Source organism: Agrobacterium sp. LR_9 (assembly GCF_041954855.1).
In the GTDB taxonomy this organism is placed as follows: domain Bacteria; phylum Pseudomonadota; class Alphaproteobacteria; order Rhizobiales; family Rhizobiaceae; genus Agrobacterium; species Agrobacterium leguminum.
Genome location: NZ_JAVAYA010000029.1, coordinates 24,681 through 44,666 on the forward strand (window position 1 = coordinate 24,681; position 19,986 = coordinate 44,666).

General features: G+C 60.0%; 19 protein-coding genes. 7 read left to right on the forward strand and 12 right to left on the reverse strand.

The annotated features are described in order from the left end of the window. Nucleotides 1-2: 2 nt before the first annotated feature. Both RAC79_RS22770 and cysG read right to left on the reverse strand, forming a co-directional pair. Complete coding sequence (locus tag RAC79_RS22770) at nucleotides 3-317, reverse strand: DUF2849 domain-containing protein (protein WP_003521341.1); 315 nt, start codon at nucleotides 315-317, stop codon at nucleotides 3-5. Beyond that, the gene (gene cysG, locus RAC79_RS22775; protein WP_078052952.1) at nucleotides 310-1,773 is read right to left on the reverse strand and encodes a siroheme synthase CysG; all 1,464 of its coding nucleotides are present in this window, start codon (nucleotides 1,771-1,773) and stop codon (nucleotides 310-312) included. Before cysG ends, RAC79_RS22770 begins: the two co-directional genes overlap by 8 nt. 263 nt (nucleotides 1,774-2,036) lie before the next feature. Here cysG and RAC79_RS22780 point away from each other — a divergent pair, with 263 nt between their 5' ends. Together RAC79_RS22780 and mazG are read left to right on the forward strand one after the other, a co-directional pair. Continuing rightward, on the forward strand, nucleotides 2,037-2,624 hold the full coding sequence (locus RAC79_RS22780; RefSeq protein WP_142845485.1) for a deaminase: 588 nt from the start codon (nucleotides 2,037-2,039) through the stop codon (nucleotides 2,622-2,624). Nucleotides 2,625-2,679: 55 nt separating this feature from the next. After that, nucleotides 2,680-3,525 carry a nucleoside triphosphate pyrophosphohydrolase gene (mazG, locus tag RAC79_RS22785; RefSeq protein ID WP_035264017.1) on the forward strand — a complete coding sequence of 282 codons (846 nt, stop codon included), beginning with the start codon at nucleotides 2,680-2,682 and terminating at the stop codon, nucleotides 3,523-3,525. 159 nt (nucleotides 3,526-3,684) lie between these two features. Here mazG and hflX read toward each other — a convergent pair whose 3' ends face one another. The 8 genes from hflX to dusB all read right to left on the reverse strand — a co-directional run bounded on the left by hflX (nucleotide 3,685) and on the right by dusB (nucleotide 14,441). Next, on the reverse strand, nucleotides 3,685-5,121 hold the full coding sequence (gene hflX, locus RAC79_RS22790; RefSeq protein ID WP_174039134.1) for a GTPase HflX: 1,437 nt from the start codon (nucleotides 5,119-5,121) through the stop codon (nucleotides 3,685-3,687). Between the two features lie 92 nt (nucleotides 5,122-5,213). Next, nucleotides 5,214-5,456: an RNA chaperone Hfq gene (gene hfq / locus RAC79_RS22795; RefSeq protein ID WP_003496145.1), complete on the reverse strand. Its 243-nt coding sequence runs from the start codon at nucleotides 5,454-5,456 to the stop codon at nucleotides 5,214-5,216. Between the two features lie 184 nt (nucleotides 5,457-5,640). Continuing rightward, nucleotides 5,641-7,017 carry a Trk system potassium transporter TrkA gene (gene trkA / locus RAC79_RS22800; protein WP_065655394.1) on the reverse strand — a complete coding sequence of 459 codons (1,377 nt, stop codon included), beginning with the start codon at nucleotides 7,015-7,017 and terminating at the stop codon, nucleotides 5,641-5,643. Between the two features lie 48 nt (nucleotides 7,018-7,065). Beyond that, nucleotides 7,066-8,430, reverse strand: a complete 1,365-nt coding sequence (locus tag RAC79_RS22805) for a sigma-54 dependent transcriptional regulator (RefSeq protein WP_003521348.1) — start codon at nucleotides 8,428-8,430, stop codon at nucleotides 7,066-7,068. After that, complete coding sequence (locus RAC79_RS22810) at nucleotides 8,420-10,681, reverse strand: PAS domain-containing sensor histidine kinase (RefSeq protein ID WP_174039133.1); 2,262 nt, start codon at nucleotides 10,679-10,681, stop codon at nucleotides 8,420-8,422. Before RAC79_RS22810 ends, RAC79_RS22805 begins: the two co-directional genes overlap by 11 nt. Nucleotides 10,682-10,831: 150 nt before the next feature. Next, nucleotides 10,832-12,283: a nitrogen regulation protein NR(I) gene (gene ntrC / locus RAC79_RS22815; protein WP_174039132.1), complete on the reverse strand. Its 1,452-nt coding sequence runs from the start codon at nucleotides 12,281-12,283 to the stop codon at nucleotides 10,832-10,834. After that, on the reverse strand, nucleotides 12,280-13,428 hold the full coding sequence (locus tag RAC79_RS22820) for a nitrogen regulation protein NR(II) (RefSeq protein ID WP_035264009.1): 1,149 nt from the start codon (nucleotides 13,426-13,428) through the stop codon (nucleotides 12,280-12,282). The genes ntrC and RAC79_RS22820 overlap by 4 nt, the downstream gene beginning before the upstream one ends. Further along, a complete protein-coding gene (dusB, locus tag RAC79_RS22825; RefSeq protein WP_174039131.1) occupies nucleotides 13,425-14,441 on the reverse strand; it encodes a tRNA dihydrouridine synthase DusB in 1,017 nt (338 codons plus the stop codon). Before dusB ends, RAC79_RS22820 begins: the two co-directional genes overlap by 4 nt. 276 nt (nucleotides 14,442-14,717) lie before the next feature. Between dusB and RAC79_RS22830 the strand changes: the two genes are divergently transcribed. Together RAC79_RS22830 and RAC79_RS22835 are read left to right on the forward strand one after the other, a co-directional pair. Beyond that, entirely contained in the window at nucleotides 14,718-15,905 is a 1,188-nt protein-coding gene (locus RAC79_RS22830; RefSeq protein WP_174039130.1) for a bifunctional 2-C-methyl-D-erythritol 4-phosphate cytidylyltransferase/2-C-methyl-D-erythritol 2,4-cyclodiphosphate synthase, read from the forward strand. Continuing rightward, nucleotides 15,902-16,411 carry a CinA family protein gene (locus tag RAC79_RS22835; protein WP_174039129.1) on the forward strand — a complete coding sequence of 170 codons (510 nt, stop codon included), beginning with the start codon at nucleotides 15,902-15,904 and terminating at the stop codon, nucleotides 16,409-16,411. The genes RAC79_RS22830 and RAC79_RS22835 overlap by 4 nt, the downstream gene beginning before the upstream one ends. On the opposite strand, the gene RAC79_RS22840 is transcribed toward RAC79_RS22835, so the two are convergent. Continuing rightward, the gene (locus RAC79_RS22840) at nucleotides 16,393-16,848 is read right to left on the reverse strand and encodes a type II toxin-antitoxin system RatA family toxin (protein WP_065655387.1); all 456 of its coding nucleotides are present in this window, start codon (nucleotides 16,846-16,848) and stop codon (nucleotides 16,393-16,395) included. The two genes, RAC79_RS22835 and RAC79_RS22840, sit on opposite strands and share 19 nt — an antisense overlap. 9 nt (nucleotides 16,849-16,857) lie before the next feature. Further along, nucleotides 16,858-17,427 (reverse strand): AAA family ATPase, encoded by a 570-nt coding sequence (locus RAC79_RS22845; protein WP_174039128.1) that lies wholly within the window; start codon nucleotides 17,425-17,427, stop codon nucleotides 16,858-16,860. Between the two features lie 239 nt (nucleotides 17,428-17,666). On the opposite strand from RAC79_RS22845, the gene RAC79_RS22850 reads away from it, so the two are divergent. From RAC79_RS22850 to RAC79_RS22860, 3 genes are all read left to right on the forward strand, one after another. After that, the gene (locus RAC79_RS22850; protein ID WP_003496171.1) at nucleotides 17,667-17,843 is read left to right on the forward strand and encodes a hypothetical protein; all 177 of its coding nucleotides are present in this window, start codon (nucleotides 17,667-17,669) and stop codon (nucleotides 17,841-17,843) included. Between the two features lie 128 nt (nucleotides 17,844-17,971). Beyond that, nucleotides 17,972-18,706 carry an AraC family transcriptional regulator gene (locus tag RAC79_RS22855; protein WP_174039127.1) on the forward strand — a complete coding sequence of 245 codons (735 nt, stop codon included), beginning with the start codon at nucleotides 17,972-17,974 and terminating at the stop codon, nucleotides 18,704-18,706. A gap of 94 nt (nucleotides 18,707-18,800) precedes the next feature. Next, the gene (locus tag RAC79_RS22860) at nucleotides 18,801-19,730 is read left to right on the forward strand and encodes a DMT family transporter (protein WP_174039126.1); all 930 of its coding nucleotides are present in this window, start codon (nucleotides 18,801-18,803) and stop codon (nucleotides 19,728-19,730) included. The last annotated feature ends 256 nt before the right edge of the window (nucleotides 19,731-19,986 follow it).

The window sequence follows — 19,986 nt, forward strand, 5'->3', positions numbered from 1 at the left end:
CCTCAGACTGCGATGAATGCTGCATCGGCCGGCTTGAAGCCGGTGGCATAGTGCACGGTGGGGCCGGCGGCGCGAATGCGTTCGCGAAGACGCGTCGGCCAAAGCTTGCCGTTCTCTTCGATGACATCGATGACGGCCACATCGACGACCTTGTTGGCGGAGAAATCCCGCTTGCCGATTTCCTCAAACGAGGCGACGGCCTCCGCATGGCGGGCAACGATTGCGCCCTGCAGGTTCTCCGTCCACTCCCCGTTGGCATCGAGCCAGACGGCGATGCCATCGCTCAGGCGGTTGGCGGTCAAAACCTTGTCAGCCATTTACATACTCCCGTTTGAAATCCGCCGGCCGCACTGACAATGCAAGCGCCTCGGACCTGTCAAAATTGGCGCCCGCCACCGCATCGCCGATGATGACCATGACCGGGCCGGTCAGTTCATCGCGATGTTCGAGTTCGGGCAGATCGTTCAGTGTGCCATGCAGCAGGCGGCGATCCGCGCGGCTGGCGTTTTCGATGACGGCAACCGTGGTTTCCACACCCAATCCCGCGTCGATCAGCCGCTTCGCGACCGAAGCAGCAACACTGCGGCCCATATAGACGGCGATGGTGGCGCCGGAAACCGCAAGCCTTGCCCAATCGGGCAGGACATCGCCAGCCAGATCGTGGCCGGTGGTGAAAATCAGCGATGAAGCGACACCGCGCAGCGTCAGCGGCAATTCGAAATCCGCAGCGGCGGCGAAGGCCGACGTGATGCCGGGCACGATCTCATAGGCAATACCGGCCTCACGCAGCGCCGCCATTTCTTCACCCGCCCGGCCATAGACCAGCGGATCGCCGGATTTGAGGCGCACGACGCGCTTGCCATCTTTGCCGAGGCGCACCAGCAGGCGGTTAATCTCGTCCTGCGACTTGCTGTGGCAGCCCTTGCGCTTGCCGACGGAGAGGCGCTCGGCATCGCGGCGGCCCATATCGACAATCGCCTGTGGCACAAGCGCATCGTAAACGATCACATCGGCTTCCATCAGCACGCGCTGCGCGCGCAGCGTCAGCAGATCTTCAGCGCCCGGTCCTGCGCCGACGAGCCAGATACGGCCTTCGCTGCGTTCGGGCGATTGCAGCAGGCGGTCGACGGCCTGACGGGCGGAGAGCGTGTCGCCAACGGCGACGGCATCCGCCACTGCACCTGAAAAGAACCGTCGCCAGAAATTGCGCCGCAAGGCGCCCTTCGGCACGTTCTCCTCGGCCGCATCACGATACTGCACGGCAAGGCGCGCAAGCTTGCCAAGCGACGGCGACAGCATCTGGTCGATGCGGGCGCGGATCATCTGGGCGAGAACCGGCCCTGCCCCTTCCGTGCCGATAGCCACGGCGACGGGCGCGCGGGCGACGAGCGCGGGGGTAAAGAAATCGCAGAATTCCGGCTGATCCACCGCATTGGCGGGAATTTTCGCGGCGCGCGCGAGGGTGACGATCTCACGGTCCAGCGCCTCATCGCCGGTAGCGGCGAAGACCAGCGTGGCGCCTTCGATCAATTCGCCGGCGAAAGCCAAAGCTCGATGATCAATGCCATTTTCGCTGATATAACGGGCAAAATCGGCTTCCGGCTTGTCGGCATAGGCAATGATATGCGCGTTGGTGTTGGCGAGAAGCCTTACCTTCGCGAAGGCTTCATCGCCATTTCCGAAAACAGCGACCTGCCGTCCCTCGACCCGGAAGAAAGCGGGGAAGGTTGAAAGGCGGTCGCCAGCAGCGGAAAAATCATGTTCGTTGTGCATTGGACATATATCCCGCATTGCGGTGCAAGATTGAAGAAACAGAAATTCAAGCCTTTCCGGCACCTGGATTTTTATTTCTCGAAGACCCCGGTTTTGGAGGAAAACAAACCGGCGATGCTTTTCCGCACCTGCGCAAGCTCTGAGAATCCCCTTGCAATCCCTTGACAAAGCGGGTTCTCGCGCCGAACAAGGAGCGACCATCGACTGTCGATTTCCCCATGCGAAGACCGCTTTTCCTTAAAGCGGCATGAAGGACAAGACCCTTGACCAGCTCCACCCTCGCCGCCCGCCTTCTCGATGTCATCGAACACGATATCCTGCCCTTGACGGCGCGTGGCGTCAGCCTTGGCAACAAGGTTTTCGGTGCGGCGATCCTGCGCAAATCGGACCTGTCGCTGGTGATCGCCGAGACCAATAACGAGCTGGAAAATCCGCTCTGGCATGGCGAAGTGCACACGCTGAAACGGTTTTACGAGTTGGGCGAAAAGCCGAACACGAAGGAGCTGATTTTTCTCTCCACCCACGAACCATGCACCATGTGCATGTCCGCCATCACCTGGGCGGGCTTCGATAATTTCTACTCCTTCTTCAGCCACGAGGATTCCCGCGACGCTTTCGCGATCCCTCACGACCTGAAAATCCTCAAGGAAGTTTTCGGACTGGAACCGGGCGGGTATCGCCGCAACAATGCCTTCTGGAATTCGTATTTCATTGCCGATCTGGTGGAGGGTGAAGACGATCCGCGGAAGACCACGTTGAAGGCGCAGACGGCCCGCATCAAGGCAGCCTATGACGATCTTTCCACCAGCTACCAGTCGTCGAAGAGCGGCAACGACATTCCATTGAACTAGAGCATTTCCGCGTCCCGGCGATGCGCAGAAACAAAGAACGAAGGTTTGAGACACTATGGAAGCCTCGAAGGATATTTCCCGCCTGATCGAGATCATGGAAGCCCTGCGGCAGCCGGAAACCGGTTGTCCATGGGATGTCGTTCAGACCTTCGAGACGATCAAGCCCTATACCATTGAAGAGGCTTATGAAGTCGCCGACGCCATTGAGCGCAAGGATATGGACGATCTTTGCGAGGAGCTGGGCGACCTTCTGCTGCAAGTGGTTTTCCATGCCCGCATTGCCGAAGAGATGGGCGAATTCGCCTTTGGCGACGTGGTGCATGCCGTGACCTCGAAGATGATCCGCCGTCATCCCCATGTCTTCGCCGTATCCGACGCCGACACGCCGGACGGCGTCAAACTGCAATGGGATCGCATCAAGGCGGAAGAAAAACGCGAGCGTGCAGAGCGACGCGCGCGACGTGGTATCACCGAGGATTTTAAGGCCGGCTTTCTGGGCGGCGTACAGCGCAGCCAGCCGGCGCTGACCGAAGCCCTGAAGCTGCAGGAACAGGCAGCGCGTGCCGGTTTCGATTGGTCGAACCCCGCTCCGATTCTCGACAAGATCGAGGAGGAAATCGCCGAACTGCGTGAGGCGCTGGCGGAAGGAAAACCGGAGAAGGTCTCGGACGAGCTCGGCGATCTCATTTTTGCCCTCGTCAACATCGGCCGGCATGTCAAAGCCGATCCGGAAGATGCGCTGCGCGGTACGAACACGAAATTCCGCAGGCGTTTCAATCACATCGAAACGTCGCTCACTCAAAATGGCGAAACGCTGGAAGAAGCGAGTCTCGAGAGAATGGAAGATCTCTGGCAGGCGGCGAAACGCATCGAACGTTCGCTTGATACGGTTTCGTCCTAGCCCACCGTCACCCCGGATTTAGTCCGGGGTCCAGTGCGATCAAGTCCTTGATCGCAAAAGACTCGTTTTTCACGACGCAGACGCGTCGTGGCTGGATTCCGGCTCAAGGCCGGAATGACGGGGAGAGGTTTTCGCGCCTTATAATCGTCCCAGGAACGCTTAGCGCTCCCAGTCCTCGCGTTCGCGGACAGTCGCTTTACCAAGCTTCCGTTCCAGTTCGGCCGCTTGCGCTTCCGAAAGGCGCACATCAAGCGCAACCGATCCATCCTCATGGTCTTCACGACCGTCGACAATGGAATTGCTATAGACCCACGAGATCAGCGGCAATTGTTCGATAGAGAGCACAACGGTCGTTTCCGTCAGAACACCGGAAAGACGCTTTGAAATCTCGTCCATCAGGGCATCGACGCCCTCACCCGTGATGGCCGAAACGGCGCGGATATCCGAACGGCCCTCGGCACGCTGCATGATGGCGTCATGCGCTTCCGGCTCGAGACGGTCGACCTTGTTCCAGACCTCGATGATGCGCTTTTCCGCCTCCTTCTCGTCAATGCCGAGGTCACCAAGAATACGCAGCACATCCGCAGACTGGGCGGCATTGTCCGGATCGGACATATCGCGCACATGCAGAACGAGATCGGCTTCCAGCACCTCTTCCAGAGTGGCGCGGAAAGCGGCGACCAGATGCGTCGGAAGGTCGGAAATGAAACCGACCGTATCGGACAGGATGACGGTGCGGCCATGCGGCAACTTCATGCGGCGCAAGGTCGGGTCGAGCGTGGCGAACAGCATATCCTCCGCCAGAACGCCGGCGCCGGTGATGCGGTTGAACAGCGTGGATTTGCCGGCATTGGTGTAACCGACCAGCGCGACGATCGGATGCGGCACCTTACGGCGCTTGGCGCGGTGAAGCTGGCGCGTGCGCACCACCTGCTCCAGTTCGCGCTCCAGCTTGACGATGCGTTCCTGCAAAAGCCGACGGTCTGCTTCGATCTGGGTTTCACCCGGACCGCCCATGAAGCCCGCACCGCCGCGCTGGCGTTCAAGGTGGGTCCAGCTTCGGACGAGGCGGCCCTTCTGGTAGTTCAGATGCGCAAGATCGACCTGCAGCGTGCCTTCCTTTGTGGAGGCGCGGCGGCCGAAGATTTCAAGGATCAGGCCCGTGCGGTCGATGACCTTGCAATTCCATTGCTTTTCGAGATTGCGCTGCTGCACCGGGGTCAGCGGATGATCGACGATCACCAGGCCGGAATCGGTCTCTTCGAGAAGATGACCGATTTCTTCGATCTTGCCCGTTCCAAACAGCGTGGCCGGGCGCGGCTGGTTCACCGGAACGATGAGACCCTGCGTCACTTCCAGATCGATGGCGAGCGCCAGTCCCTTCGCTTCCTCAAGCTTGGCTTCGACCGAACGGCCGGGGGCAGCCGGGCCAGCAGCCGCATCGCGCGTTTCGCGCTGCTTGAGGACCGGCACGAGGACGACCGCACGCATGTCGTCGCGGCGCTTTTCCTGCTCCGGAATAATCGATTCGTTCGAGGTGTCGCGCGTTGAAATGGGTTCAGCCTTGTCCAGAAAGAGGATTGCGGCCGACCGCATCCGCGCGGGCGGCCATGGGAATTAACCTGACGGCACGGGAAATGTTCCCGGTCCGGGTCAGTCTATGTCGAATATCCGTCGAGGGAGCCCGATCAGGCAGCGCCTTCTTCGCTTTCGAACATCTGCATCGGCTGGCCGGGCATGATGGTGGAGATCGCATGCTTGTAAACAAGCTGCGAATGACCGTCACGGCGCAGAAGCACGCAGAAATTGTCGAAGGAGGTGACAACGCCCGTCAGCTTGACGCCGTTGATCAGAAAAATCGTGAGCGAAATCTTTTGCTTACGAACGGTATTGAGGAAGAGATCCTGAAGGTTTTGAGAACGTTCCGCCATGGCGCCGCTTCTTTCTTTTTTGCCGGCAGGGATACCGGAAAATAATCAATCAATAATAAGCCGGCCGAGTCTTGTCCCCCGCTTGGCCGACCTCAAACTCTGGTATCAAATCGTGTTCCGTTCCGCAACGGTCAAAACAGCCGAATGAGTACGAGTATTGACCCACATTTTCAATTCGGGACAGTCAAAAATATTGTATCGAAACACGGAAAAGTTGTTCCACGTCGCGCACGGCATCGGCGGATGCAAACAGCACGACCCGGTCCTTCGCCTTGATTTTCGTGCTGCCATCCGGGCGGATCACCACGCCGTCGCGATAGATCGCCCCGATGCGCACACCGTCGGGCATATCGATGTCGCGGAAGGACTGGCCGACCAGCGGCGACGTCTCCAGCGCTTCCGCCTCGATCACCTCCGCCGAGCCGCGCTGAACGGCATAGACTGAGCGGATGCGGCCCTTGCGCACATGCTGAAGCACGCGGGAGATCGTCACGGCCCGCGGGTTGATATAGGCATCGAGTCCCAGAGAGCGGGCGACGTCGTGGAACGACGTACTGTTCAAAAGCGCCAGATTCGATTTGCAGCCGAGCTGCTTGGCAATCACCGCGGCCAGAATATTGGTCTGATCGTTATTGGTGAGCGTCACGATAAGATCGGCATCCTGAATATCGGCCTGCATCAGGATTTTCTGGTCGAGCGCCGAGCCGTGCATGACGATGGTGTGGCTTAACTGTTCGGATGCGGCAACCGCCCTGTCTCGGTCCGCCTCGATGATCTTCACCCGCGTTTTCGGCTGCATTTCCTCGATCTTGCGGGCGACGAAGTGGCCGATATTGCCGGCGCCGGCAATCACGATGCGCTGCGCTTCCTGCTCCTCATGGCCGAAAAGGCTTAAGGTGCGGCGGGCGTGCTGGCGCTGGCAGATGACATAGGCAAGGTCGCCCACCCGCAACTGTTCCGAGGAATGCGCCACCTTGAGGATACCATCCCGATACACCCCCACCACCGTGGCGATGAGGTCTGGAAAGAGGCTGGAAAGCTGCTGCAGCGGCGTGTTGATGACCGGGCAATCCTCCATGCATTCGATGGCCAGCATGTAGATCGTGTCGTCGGCGAAACGCACCACATCCGTTGCGCCCGGAAAGGCGATGCGCCGGAGCACCATCTTGCCGACTTCGACTTCAGGCGAAATCGTCACGTCGATGGACATGTTCTCGCGGCTGAAGAGATCGGCATATTCCGGCTTCAGATAGCTCTGGTCGCGGATGCGGGCGATCTTGGTCGGCACGCTGAACAGGGCATGCGCCACCTCACAGGCGACGATGTTGATCTCGTCATGCAAGGTCACGGCGATGATCATGTCGGCCTGGTCGGCGCCGGCCTTGGCAAGCATGTCGGGATGCGCGCCATGGCCGACATAACCGCGCACATCCAGCGTCTCGGTAATGGCGGTGATGAGCGGCGCGGCCGTATCGATCACCGATACTTCATTATCTTCCCGCGACAATTGTTCGGCGATGCCGTAACCCACCTGCCCTGCGCCGCAAATGATGACTTTCATGCTGTCTCTCTGACGGAATAATCGGTTACGGCGAAGCGCCTTCTTTCCTTATACGCCGAGAGATTTCAGTTTGCGATGCAGTGCAGACCGTTCCATGCCGACAAATTCCGCCGTTCGCGAAATATTGCCGCCGAAGCGGTTGATCTGCGCCATCAGGTAGTCCCGCTCGAACATTTCACGCGCTTCGCGCAACGGCAGGGTCATGATGTGCTGATCGCCCTGCGCCGAAATCTTCGGCAGCATGTCGCCAATATCCGACGGCAGCATGTCGGCCGAGATCGGCGCTTCACCGCCCTCGGGACGGGCGAGAATCATCAGCCGCTCGATATTGTTGCGCAGCTGACGGATATTGCCCGGCCAGTCATGCGTCTGCAGGACCGCCATAGCGTCATCGCCGATCTTGCGCGGACGGATGCCGGCCTGCTCGGAAATCTGGCGCATGAACATATCGACGAGGAAAGGAATATCCTCGCGCCGTTCGGAGAGCGCCGGCACCTTCACCGGCACGACGGCGAGGCGATGATAGAGATCTTCCCGGAACTGGCCTTCGGCAATCAGGCTTTCGAGGTGATGGGCGGTCGAGGAAATGATGCGCACATCCACCTTCACCCGCTTGCCGCCGCCGACGCGCTCGAACTGCTGATCGACCAGCACGCGCAGGATCTTGTTCTGCGTCTCGCGCGGCATTTCGCCGACTTCATCGAGATAAAGCACGCCGCGATGGGCTTCTTCCAGAGCCCCGACCTTACGCGGTTGCCCGGGAAGGCCCTCCGTGCCGAAAAGCGCGATTTCCATGCGGTCAGGTGTGATCGTCGCGGCGTTGAGCGCCACGAAGGGTCCGCTGGCACGCGAGGACTTCTTGTGCACCATGCGCGCCACAAGTTCCTTGCCGGAACCGGAGGGGCCGAGGATCATGATGCGGCTGTTGGTGGGCGCAACACGGTCGATGGTCTGGCGAAGCTGCGACACCGCAAGCGATGCGCCGACGAGTTCAACCGCGTCACCGGTGCGCTTCTTGAGTTCCTGAACCTCGCGCTTCAGCTTGGAGTTTTCCAGCGCCCGCTCGGCGATCAGAATGAGGCGGTCGGCCTTGAACGGCTTCTCGATGAAATCGAAGGCACCGCGCTTGATGGCGTTGACGGCGGTTTCGATATTGCCGTGACCGGAAATCATCACCACCGGGATTTCGGGATGGCGGCTCTTGATCTCATCCAGCAACGCCAGACCATCGAGCTTCGAGCCCTGCATCCAGATATCGAGAAAGATCAGACGCGGCACGCGCTCCGAAATGGCGGCCAGCGCGCTGTCGCTGTCGAACGCCATGCGGGTCTCGTGGCCCTCGTCGGAAAGAATGCCCGCTACGATTTCGCGAATGTCTGCCTCGTCATCCACGACCAGAATATCAGACGCCATATGCTGCTTCCTTGTTATTTTCGCCGCCGACCGCCTCGATATAGGGCAGCAGCACTCTGATCATGGCGCCGTGGCCGTGATCGAATTCCGGCGGGGCATCGTGGAGTTCCAGATACCCGCCATGCTCTTCGATGATTTTCTTGACGATGGCGAGGCCGAGGCCCGTGCCCTTGTCCCGCATCGTCATATAAGGTTCGAGAATGCGGTGACGGTTCTCGACGGGAAGGCCGCGGCCATTGTCGATGATGTCAGCCACGAAACGCGAATTGGCTTCGTCGAAAGCGGCGCGCACCAGAATTTTACCCGGCCGTTTTTCGCCTTCCACCGCCTCGATGGCTTCCGTCGCATTCTTGATGAGATTGCCGAAGGCCTGACCCAGCATGCGGGCATCGAACATGCCCTCCAGCGGGATATCGCCCAGTTCGGTTGAGAATTTCGTATCGGCGGCGCTGATCTCGCGCAGGAACGCCGCATCCTTCAGGATCGCCCGCAGGTCCGACTTTTCCTTCGTCGGCTTCGGCATGCGCGCAAAGGCGGAGAATTCGTCCACCATCCGGCCGATATCGCCGACCTGCCGGACGATGGTGTCCGTACACTGATCGAAGACGGCGCGGTCGCTCTCGTCGATCTGCTTGCCGAAACGGCGTTTGATACGCTCGGCGGAAAGCTGGATCGGCGTCAGCGGGTTCTTAATCTCATGCGCAATGCGGCGCGCCACATCCGACCATGCGGTCGAACGCTGGGCGATGACGAGATCGGTGATGTCGTCGAGGGTGATGACGTAGCTGTCGCGGCTGTCGCGAGCGTCCTCACGGGTCACCTGCACATTCAGCGTCCGTTCCTTGCCCCGCCGCATGATGTTGATCTGTTTGCGGAAATTGCCGCGTGACCAGGTATTGGCCTCGTTGACCACCTGTTCGATTTCGGGCGCAATTTCCGACAGTTGCGCGCCGATAAGCTGCTCGGATGTCTGCGCCAGGAATTCTTCGCCCGACGGATTGACGATGGTGATCCTGCGGTTCTCATCGACACCGATGACGGCGGCGGTAACGCCAGACAGCACGGCCTCGATGAAGCGGCGGCGGTCGTCGATATCGTCCTTGGCCTCGATGATCTGTTCCTGCTGGCTGCGCAGTTCGGAGACCATCTTGTTGAAGGTGCGCGACAGTCGCCCGACGTCGCCATCGACGGCGCGGACGGGAACCAGCACATGCATGTTGCCGGTGGCGACACTGTCTGCCGCACTGATGAGGAGACGGATAGGCCGCACTATACGGTCGGCCACCGCAATCGCCGTCCAGATGGCGGCGAGAAGCACGATCAGCGCGAAACCGAGATAAAGAATTGCAAAGGCGATCTGCAGCGGCGCGCGGCCTGCCTCCATCGCCTTGTATTCGGCGCGGTTCTCTTCCATCAGCCGCATCGCGCCCATCACCTTGGGATCGACGGCGCGCACCGTGTAAAGGAAGGTGCCGCTGATGCCTTCGAGCTTGATAATGGCGCCGACGAGGTTGGTGATACCGGGCGGTATCAGCGTCGGCTGGCCGGCGGCCGCCTTTTCAAGCGCATCATGCGGGATAGCGGGAAGCGGCTTTTCGGTCTTGATGTCGGCCTGAGCAACGGCGTCGCCGTCCTCCTGCACCAGAAACGCGCCGAGAAGGCCGCGTCCCTTGGCCTGACGGGTCATCAGATCAACGAAGCCGGTGCGATCCAGATAAAAAAGCGCACGGTTGCGGTCGAGGTCGGTCGCCATCGACAGGGTCTGACCCTGAAGATAACCGGCATTCTCCATCATATAGGCTTGGGCGATATTGCTCGATGAATCGACAATCGACTGCGTACGCAGCGCAAACCAGCGGTCGAGGCCTACATTCAGCGTCAGACTGGCGAAGATGGCGACGAGCACCGCGGGCGTAATCGCCACGATGGAGAAAAGCACGACGATGCGCACGTGCAGACGCGCCGCCGCCCTGCCCTTTTTACGCGCTTTCAGCAGGCGGTTGATTTCGCGCCCGATGAGGAAGATCAGGCCGATCACGAAGATCGAATTGATGACGACGGAGGCGATGACGACGTTCGATGTCGGCGCGATTGGCGTGACACCCAGAAGCACGAACAGGGTGAGGATGGCGCAAACGAGAGCGACGCCGGCGAGCACCAGCCCCGGCAAAGCGAAAGACATCCTGCGATCGGCAACCACCATGCCCGCTGCTTCATCGGCAACGGCGTTTTCGGCGGCGGGTTTCCGCATGCACTACTCCCAATCGCTGGCCAGCCAGCACCACATTTCTGAAGTCAGGTAAGACGCGCCTCAGATCGGCGAATCTCTTTCCTTCCTAGTGTTTTTCAAGCAACACAATGTGGCGAAAGTGCAACGACAAATGCGACCTTGTCAACATTCTCAGCTTGGGCGGGAGCTGCGATAAACGGAAACGCCAAGCTCGCGGATTTTCTTGCGCAGCGTATTGCGGTTCAGGCCGAGAAGATCGGCGGCCTTGATCTGGTTGCCGCGTGTCGCAGTCAAAGCCGCGAGAATCAGTGGATATTCGAGTTCGCGCAGAACGCGGTCGTAAAGGCCGGGCGGCGGCAGGCCATCGCCGAAACTGGCGAAATAATCCCGCATATTTTCTTCCACCGCCTGCGAAATGGTGAGCGCCCCCGTACGGACCGCCATCTTGTCGAGCGGGCTGTCGGGAACATCCGATTGCAGTTCCTGCTCGATGATCTCGCGGGTGATGACTTCCTGCGGGTAAAGCGCCATCAGGCGGCGGATCAGGTTTTCCAGCTCGCGCACGTTGCCCGGCCAGGCATAGGCCTTCATGACCTCCAGCGCCTCGCTCTCGAAACGCTTGCCTTCCAGACCTTCCTTTTCGCCCTGCTGGATGAAGTGGCGCACCAGATCGGGAATATCCTCGGCGCGGTCACGCAGCGGCGGCAGCCGCAGCGGCACGACGTTCAGGCGATAATAGAGGTCTTCGCGGAAAAGGCCCTGATTGATCGACTGCTTCAGGTCCTTGTTGGTCGCAGCAACGATGCGGACATCCGTGCGGATCGGCGTACGGCCGCCCACCGTCGTATATTCGCCCTGCTGCAACACGCGCAGCAGGCGTGTCTGGGCGTCCATCGGCATGTCACCGATTTCGTCGAGGAACAGCGTGCCGCCCTCGGCCTGTTCGAAACGGCCGGTGGAGCGGTTCTGCGCGCCGGTGAAGGCGCCCTTCTCATGGCCGAAGAGTTCGGATTCGATCAGGTCGCGCGGGATTGCGGCCATGTTGATGGCGACGAAGGGACCGTTGCGGCGCTTGCCGTAATCATGCAGAGCGCGCGCCACCAGCTCCTTGCCGGTGCCGGATTCACCGGTGATCATCAGCGTCAGGTCGGTCTGCATCAGGCGGGCGAGAACGCGGTAGATTTCCTGCATCGCCGCCGAGCGGCCGACGAGCGGCATGCCGTCCTGCATGTCGTCATCGAGTTTGGCCGGCTTGCGCTTCGGCTCAGACAAAGCGCGGCCGATGATGGCGATCAGTTCCGTCAGGTCGAAGGGCTTCGGCAGATAGTCGTAAGCGCCTTTTTCCGAGGCCTTGATGGCCGTCATGAAGGTGTTCTGCGCACTCATGACCAGAACCGGCAGGTCCGGGCGGGCCTTTTTGATGCGCGGCAGCAGGTCAAAGGCGTTTTCATCCGGCATCACGACATCGGTTACGACAAGATCGCCCTCACCCGCCGAAACCCAGCGCCAGAGCGTGGCGGCATTGGAGGTGATGCGCACGTCGTAACCGGCGCGGCTCAGCGCCTGGTTCAGCACCGTGCGGATTGCGGCATCATCATCGGCGACGAGGATCGTAGCTGTCATTGGTCATTTCCTGTCGTGTTCGGCAAAGAGCGGTCGTCGAGCGCCACTTCCGGCGAGACGGGCATCAATACGCGGAAAGTCGTGCGGTGGTTCTGGCTGTCGCATTCCACAATGCCGCCATGGGCGCCGATCAGCTTGGCGACAAGCGCCAGCCCGAGGCCCGAACCATTCGTCTTGGTGGTGATGAAGGGATCGAAAAGATGCGGCAAAAGATCGGCCGGAACGCCTGGGCCATTGTCATGAACGCAGAATTCGAGCGGCAGCGAGATGCGCTCGCGGCTGCCGGCGACCGAAAGCCGCATGCCGGGGCGATAGGCGGTGGTAAGGATGATCTCGCCGTCCGGCTGGTTGCCCACGGCTTCCGCCGCATTCTTCACCAGATTGAGAAAGACCTGCACCAGCTGGTCGCGATTGGCATAAACAGGCGGCAACGAGGGGTCGTAGTTTTCCGAAATCTTGATATTGCGGGCAAAACCGGCCTTGGCGATGGCCTTCACATGATCGAGCACGGAATGGATGTTGACCGGCACGCGATCCACCGGCCGCTCGTCGGAAAACACCTCCATACGGTCGACCAGCGAGACGATGCGGTCGGTCTCGTCGCAGATCAGCCGCGTCAGCGCCCGGTCTTCATCGGCAACCGACGTCTCCAGCAACTGGGCAGCGCCGCGAATGCCGGACAGCGGATTCTTGATTTCATGCGCGAGCATGGAAGCAAGGCCGGTAACGGAGCGCGCCGCCGCCCGGTGGGTCAATTGCCGGTCGATCTTGTCGGCCATCGACCTTTCCTGGAAGACGACGACCACCGATCCCGGTTCGCTGACAACGGGCGCGACATAAAGATCGACCAGCTTGTCCTGGCCTAGACGCGGCGAACTCAGATCGACGCGATATTCGTTGACCGGCGCGCGGCGCTCCCGCACCTGATCGATCAGTGCTAGCAACGGGCTGCCGAAGGGAATGAAGGTGGAAACGCGGTAGCGCGCGAGATGGGAGGCGCTCGCCCCGAAAAAGGCTTCGGCTTCCCAGTTGGCGAAGGCGATGAAACCTTCGGCATCCACCAGAATAACCGGGTTCTGCACCGCGTTCAGAACCGCCATGGCAAGCGGGTTTGCATCTGCCGGGCTGTGTTTGTCAGCGCTCATGCGGCCTTCCTTGCGGCGTCTTTGCCCGCATTTTCGCTAAGGGCAGAGCGCAGCAGATCCGCCACTTCCGCCGTGTCACGCGATGTCATGATTTCAGCCTTGTCAGTCGTGGCGATCTCCGGCGCGAAACGGTCGAGATACCAGCCGAGGTGTTTGCGGGCATGCCGGAGACCGGCTTCCCTTCCATAAAATTCCAGCATCATCTCGTAATGTTCGATGGCGATGGCGGGAATATCGTCGCGGTGCGGCGCTGAATGTCCGGCAAGCACCGCCGGCAGCCAGGGTTGCCCCTGCGCGCCGCGCCCGACCATGACGGCATCCGCACCCGAACGGCGCAGGATTTCGCGCGCATCTCCGGCCGTTTCAACGTCGCCATTGGCGATCAGCGGCACGGAAATCACCTCACGCACGGCGCGGATGGCATCCCAGTCCGCCCGTCCCTCGTAAAACTGCATGCGGGTGCGGCCGTGAATGGTGATCAGCTTAACACCTGCGGCTTCGGCACGGCGGGCGATCTCCGGCGCATTGATGGTGTTCTCGTCCCAGCCGAGCCGCATCTTCAGCGTCACAGGCACGTTGACTGCATTGACCGTTGCCTCAATGAGCGAGAGTGCATGATCCGGATCGCGCATCAAAGCCGAGCCGGAATAACCGCCCGTCACCTTCTTGGCTGGACAGCCCATATTGATGTCGATGATGCCGGCGCCATTGTCGGCTGCGATCTTCGCTGCCTCGGCCATGAAATGCGCCTCGCGTCCTGCGAGCTGCACCATATGCGGAACCATGCCGGCATTTTTCAGCCGCGCCCAGGATTCGCCGCGGTTGGCGACGAGCTCACGGCTTGCCACCATTTCCGTAACGACAAGGCCCGCGCCATAACGCCAGGCAAGCTGCCGGAACGGCAGATCCGTCACGCCCGACATGGGCGCCAGCACGGCGCGATTACGGATCGTGACTGAGCCGATGCTGAACGGTTCTGACAACTCCGGACGATGCAATTGATGATCTTTCATGCAGAAGGGTTATTTGCATTATTTTTAGACAGTGTTTGTGCAGTTGCCAAGCACTTTTAGAGGGTTGCACCTTTTATTTGCTGGGCGACTGCCTGCCTGTTTTGCTGTCGGCAGCAATTTGTGCAGGTTCGAACACGCAATGGTGGCTGATCCTGCAGCATGCAGGGGCGAATGCGCGTCTTATCGGGCTGGCCATCCGGGTTTTGAAACGCTAGAGCAGGACTGTCAACCGCTAAGGGTTGCGCGCAAAGCATAAGACCAATGCAGGAAAGTACCATGAAACTCGGCATCGTCATCGTCGCCGCCGGACGCGGAGAAAGAGCGGGCTCTCCCGAGGAAGGGCCGAAACAATATCGCCCTATCGGAGGCAGGGCCGTGATCGAGCATACATTGTCGACCTTCCTCGACTGGAATCATGCCTCCCCCATCGTGATCGTCAGCCATGCAGACGATGCGGAACTACTGTCGCCGATCATCCAGCGGCTTGATGCCGGCGAGCGGATCGTTACCGTCACGGGCGGCGCAACACGCCAGCAATCGGTGCTTGCCGGGCTGGAAGCGCTCTCTTCGGAAGAGCTGACGCATGTGATGATCCATGATGCCGTGCGGCCTTTCGTTCCCGTGGACATGCTGGAACAGATCGTCGCCCTGCACCGGGCCGGCGCCAGCGGCGTTTTGCCTGCCCTCTCCGTCACCGACACGCTGAAGCGCGGCTCGGATGGTCGCGTCGTGGAAACGGTTTCCCGGCAGGGGCTTTATGCCGCTCAAACACCGCAGAGTTTCAGCTACGGCGATATTCTCACCGCGCACCGCGCCGCTGCCGCCTCCGGAAAGTCCGATTTTACCGATGACGCTTCGATTGCCGAATGGGCGGGGCTGACGGTGACGCTGACCGAAGGTTCGGTCGATAATGTAAAACTCACTCTCAAGCGGGATATCGCGATGGCCGATGAAAAGCTCTCCCACGGATTGCCGGACGTGCGCACCGGCAATGGTTACGACGTGCATCAGCTGGAAGCAGGCGACGGCGTGACGTTGTGCGGCGTCTTCATCGAACACGACCAGAAACTCAAAGGTCATTCGGATGCCGATGTGGCTTTGCATGCGCTGACGGATGCGCTGCTCGCCACCTGTGGCGCCGGCGATATCGGCGATCACTTCCCGCCTTCCGATCCGCAATGGAAGGGTGCCGCCTCGCGCATCTTCCTCGAACATGCGGCCAAAGTGGTTCGCGACAATGGCGGCACGATCATGAATGCCGATGTCTCGCTGATTGCGGAAGCGCCGCGCATTGGCCCGCATCGGCAAGCCATGCGCGAAGCACTGTCGGACATGCTGGGCATCGCGCTGGAGCGCTGCTCGGTGAAGGCGACGACCAATGAGACCATCGGTTTCGTCGGCCGCCGGGAAGGCATCGCTGCAATCGCCACCGCCACCGTCATCTACAGCGGCAGACCTTTATGAGCCTTTTTCCCGCTGACATAGAAGAGTTGGCGCGGGAGATCATTGCCGATTTCACCGCGCATGGTTTCATGGTCTCGACCGCGGAAAGCTGCACGGGCGGCCTGATCGCCGGTGCCCTGACGGAGATTGCCGGCTCCTCCGCTGTCGTTGACCGTGGTTTTGTCACCTATACCAATGAAGCCAAGATGGACATGCTGGGCGTTGGCTCCGAGACGCTGGCGAATTTCGGCGCGGTATCCCGACAGACAGCGCTGCAGATGGCGCATGGTGCCCTCTTCCGTTCCCGCGCGGATTTCGCCGTGGCGGTAACTGGCATCGCCGGTCCGGGTGGCGGTTCCGCCGACAAGCCGGTTGGGCTGGTGCATCTGGCCGCCCATGCGCGCGGCGGTAAAATCCTGCATCGGGAAATGCGTTACGGCGAGATCGGCCGCACAAAAATCCGGCTTGCTACGGTGAGGACGGCGCTCCAGATGCTGATAGCCCTCAATCAGGCCGGGTCCGTATAAATTTTATCGGCACGCGTCTCGAAGGCTTCCGCGAACATGCGAAAGGCCCGGTCGAACATCGACCCCATGACCGCGCCGAGCAGACGGTTCTTGAATTCATAATCGATGAAAAAATGAATGGCTGAGCCGCCCTCGTCGGCAGGCTCGAAACGCCAGCGATTGTCGAGATATTTAAACGGTCCGTCGATATATTTCACGTCGATGGCGCGCTCGGCCGGGTTCAGCAGCACCTGCGTGGTGAAGGTTTCGCGAATGGCCTTGTAGCCCACCGTCATATCCGCCACCAGCAGCACCTTGCCATCGCGCTCCTTGCGCGAACGGACGGTGAGCGCCTCGCAAAGGGGCAGAAACTGCGGATATTTCTCCACATCGGCGACGAGGTCGTACATGCGGTCGGGCGAGTGTTTGACGTGGCGATGCGTTTCGAACTGTGGCATGAGCGGCAGTTAATCCTCGATACGCAGAAGATCAAGAAGGCGGCGAAACTGTTTTCGGCTTTTCAGCTGGAATACCGGCACATCAGGACCATAAAGCGCGAAATTCTGCTCGAAAATCGGGGCATGGCGGCGTTCGAAATTCCAGATATAGCGCAGGAAATCGATGTCTATCCTTTCGGGACACCCCTCCGCCATTTCCGGGCGGGCCTTGCCATAACCCTTGATCGCCCGGCTGAGCGCGCCCCACAGGCAGAGCCAGCGCGGCATGCGCACCCACAAAACGATGTGGGATCGCGGCAGCCGTATATCGAACGACGACGGATTGCTGCCGTCCATCAGCCAGCGTTCCTCGGTAATGATGGTGGCTATCCTCTGTCGCTGCTCCTCGCGCGGGCGCGCCTGCCAGCCGGGCAGCCAGAAAACATCGCGATCCATGGAGATGTAGCGAAGTCCGAAATTGCGCGCGAGCTTCTGCGAAAGCGTCGTCTTGCCGCCGCCGGAGCAGCCCACGACCATGATTCGCTGCGCCCCGGCGATGATCGCAGCCGCATCTTCCACCCTGTGAAGATAGTTTGGCATTTCAGAAACCTCATCTGACTGCTGGATTTTTCTGCCATCACCCCGCAGCGATATCTTCGTCGTGCATGACAGTTACGGAAAATTGACTATTGTAACCCCGTCGCAGGGATTGCTATTTATTTGCGACTAATATTACACCCATTGGATGCAACGGCGCTGGAAGCTCCCGATTTCACCCAGCGTATTCATCCTTGGGTTCAGACCCGACATATAACCGCTTTGAGCCACTGAGTGAGCCGATGGACGATTTTTCCAACATCATCAACCTTCTCGAATCCGCCAAGCAACTCGCATCGATGAACGGCATGCCGGTGCTTGCCTATCTCATCGACGTCGCGAAATGCGAGGCGAGAGAGAACAAGCCGGTTCTGCGCAAGCGCAAACGCGGCGAATCGACCGCCAAGGAAGACTGTTAATTGCCGGCGCGCAGAGCCGATCAATAAAGTCGGCTGGCCCAATCTTCAAGACGATGTCATAATCAAACAATGAAACTGGCCGCTTTTTCGAGGCGGCCATTTCTTTGCACAATGGAAACGACAGCGTCATGAAAGCCGCATCCGCCGATATCAGAACCTACAGGGAAGAAAGACCGAAGGAACGGCATGGCTTCGTTCAGATCGTTCTTCCGGTCTCCGGGCGTCTGCTGATCGATGTGGCGGGACGGCAGGACGAATTGTCGGCCGGACGCGGCGTGTTCATCCATCGCGATGCGCCGCACACCCAGGAAGCGACGGCAAGCAACCACTCGCTGGTGGTCGATATCGATGAAGGCGCCCTTCCCGAGCAAACGCTCGAGAAATTCGCCCATTCGCCGTTTCTCGATATCGCGCAGGATACGCGGCAATTGATCGCCTATATGCGCGGCGTCATCGGAACAGAGGGGCGACGCGACGATATTGCCGGTCTGTGGGCACCGCTCCTGATCGACAGCCTTGCCAATGAGAAAGCCGACATCCGCCAACGCCTGCACAGGCTTGTTGCACTTATCAGGGCGGAACCGTTCTTCCCCTGGACCATCGAGATGCTCGCCTCCTGCGTGACGATCAGCGACAGCCGCCTGCATGCGCTGTTTCTCGAGGAATTCGGCCTTCCGCCTCACCGCTGGCTGGCCGGGCTGCGCATGGACAAGGTCTGCGCATTGCTCAGCAATTCCACCCTGCCGATTGCCGAGATCGCCTTGCGGGCCGGTTTTTCCGACCAGACTGCACTGACGCGCGCCATGCGCAATGCAGTGGGTGAAACGCCCGCAGCCTACCGTCGGACCTGCGGGATTCATTAAAACCACCGGCACATCCGGTCAGGAGTTTTTGTCAAGACAGCCGCAAAGGGCTGTGGCACATCGCAGGCAAATGTGAATGCGGATGTGACATGACATGAACAGAATAGGTCTCGGTGTTTTTTACGGCATGCTGGCGGGTGCGCTCTGGGGTGGGATTTTTCTCGCTCCCAAACTCGTGCCGGATTTTTCCGCCCTGCAACTCTCGACGGCGCGTTATCTCACCTATGGGCTGATTTCCCTCTTCATCATCGGGCCGCGTCTGAAACGCATCTCGGCCCATTTTGGCGCGCGAGAGTGGATAGCGCTCGGCTGGCTGAGCATGATCGGCAATATTTCCTATTATGTCTTCATATCGACGGCAGTGAAATTGAGCGGGGTCGCCTTCACCTCCATCATCATCGGTTTCCTGCCGGTCGCCGTCACCATCATCGGCAGCCGCGATCACGGGGCGGTGTCGCTGAAGCGGCTGTGGCCGTCGCTCGCCTTCGGCGCGATGGGGATTATCGGCATTTCATGGCAGTCACTAACGGAAAACGATGCGGGGCTCGATGTCTCTCGCGTCATCGGGCTTGCCTGTGCGCTCGGTGCGCTGGCGTCATGGACGGCCTTTGCCGTGGGTAACGCCCGCTGGCTCTCCCGTCTTCACGATGTCAGCGCCGACGACTGGAACATGATGACCGGTGTGGTGACCGGTGGGCTTGCGCTCGCGCTCGCCATCCCGGCCTTTGGCTTTGGCGGCGAAAGCCATAGTTCGGGCGACTGGCTGCATTTTATGGCTGTTGCAGCCGGGCTGGGTTTCACCGCCTCCATTCTCGGCAATGCCCTATGGAACCGCATGAGCCGCCTTCTGCCGCTCACCATGGTCGGGCAGATGATCCTGTTCGAAACGCTGTTTGCGCTGCTTTACGGTTTTGTCTGGGAAGGGCGTGGCCCGACACTGATTGAGGTCGTGGCAATATGTTCGGTGGTGCTGAGTGTGATCTTGTGCATGCGGGCGCACAGGCCGGAGAAGGTTGTGGTGTGATCGGTTAAAGGCCGTGAACAGGCGGCGGATCCATTTCACAAGCCTCGCCTCCTACTCACGTCATCCTCGGGCCGAGGATCCAATCACGTATCGTACAATCGATAGGTTGCAGATGCTCGGGACAAGCCCACTACTGTCCGGTTTAAATTTGCGGCCATTGGAAGGCCATCTGGATTTGGTTTCTGGGTTTGTCTGGTGGCGGATCGAGAAGCCGATCGGTGCGTCGCCGGTGCATGAGGTTTGCGCGTACCAGCCG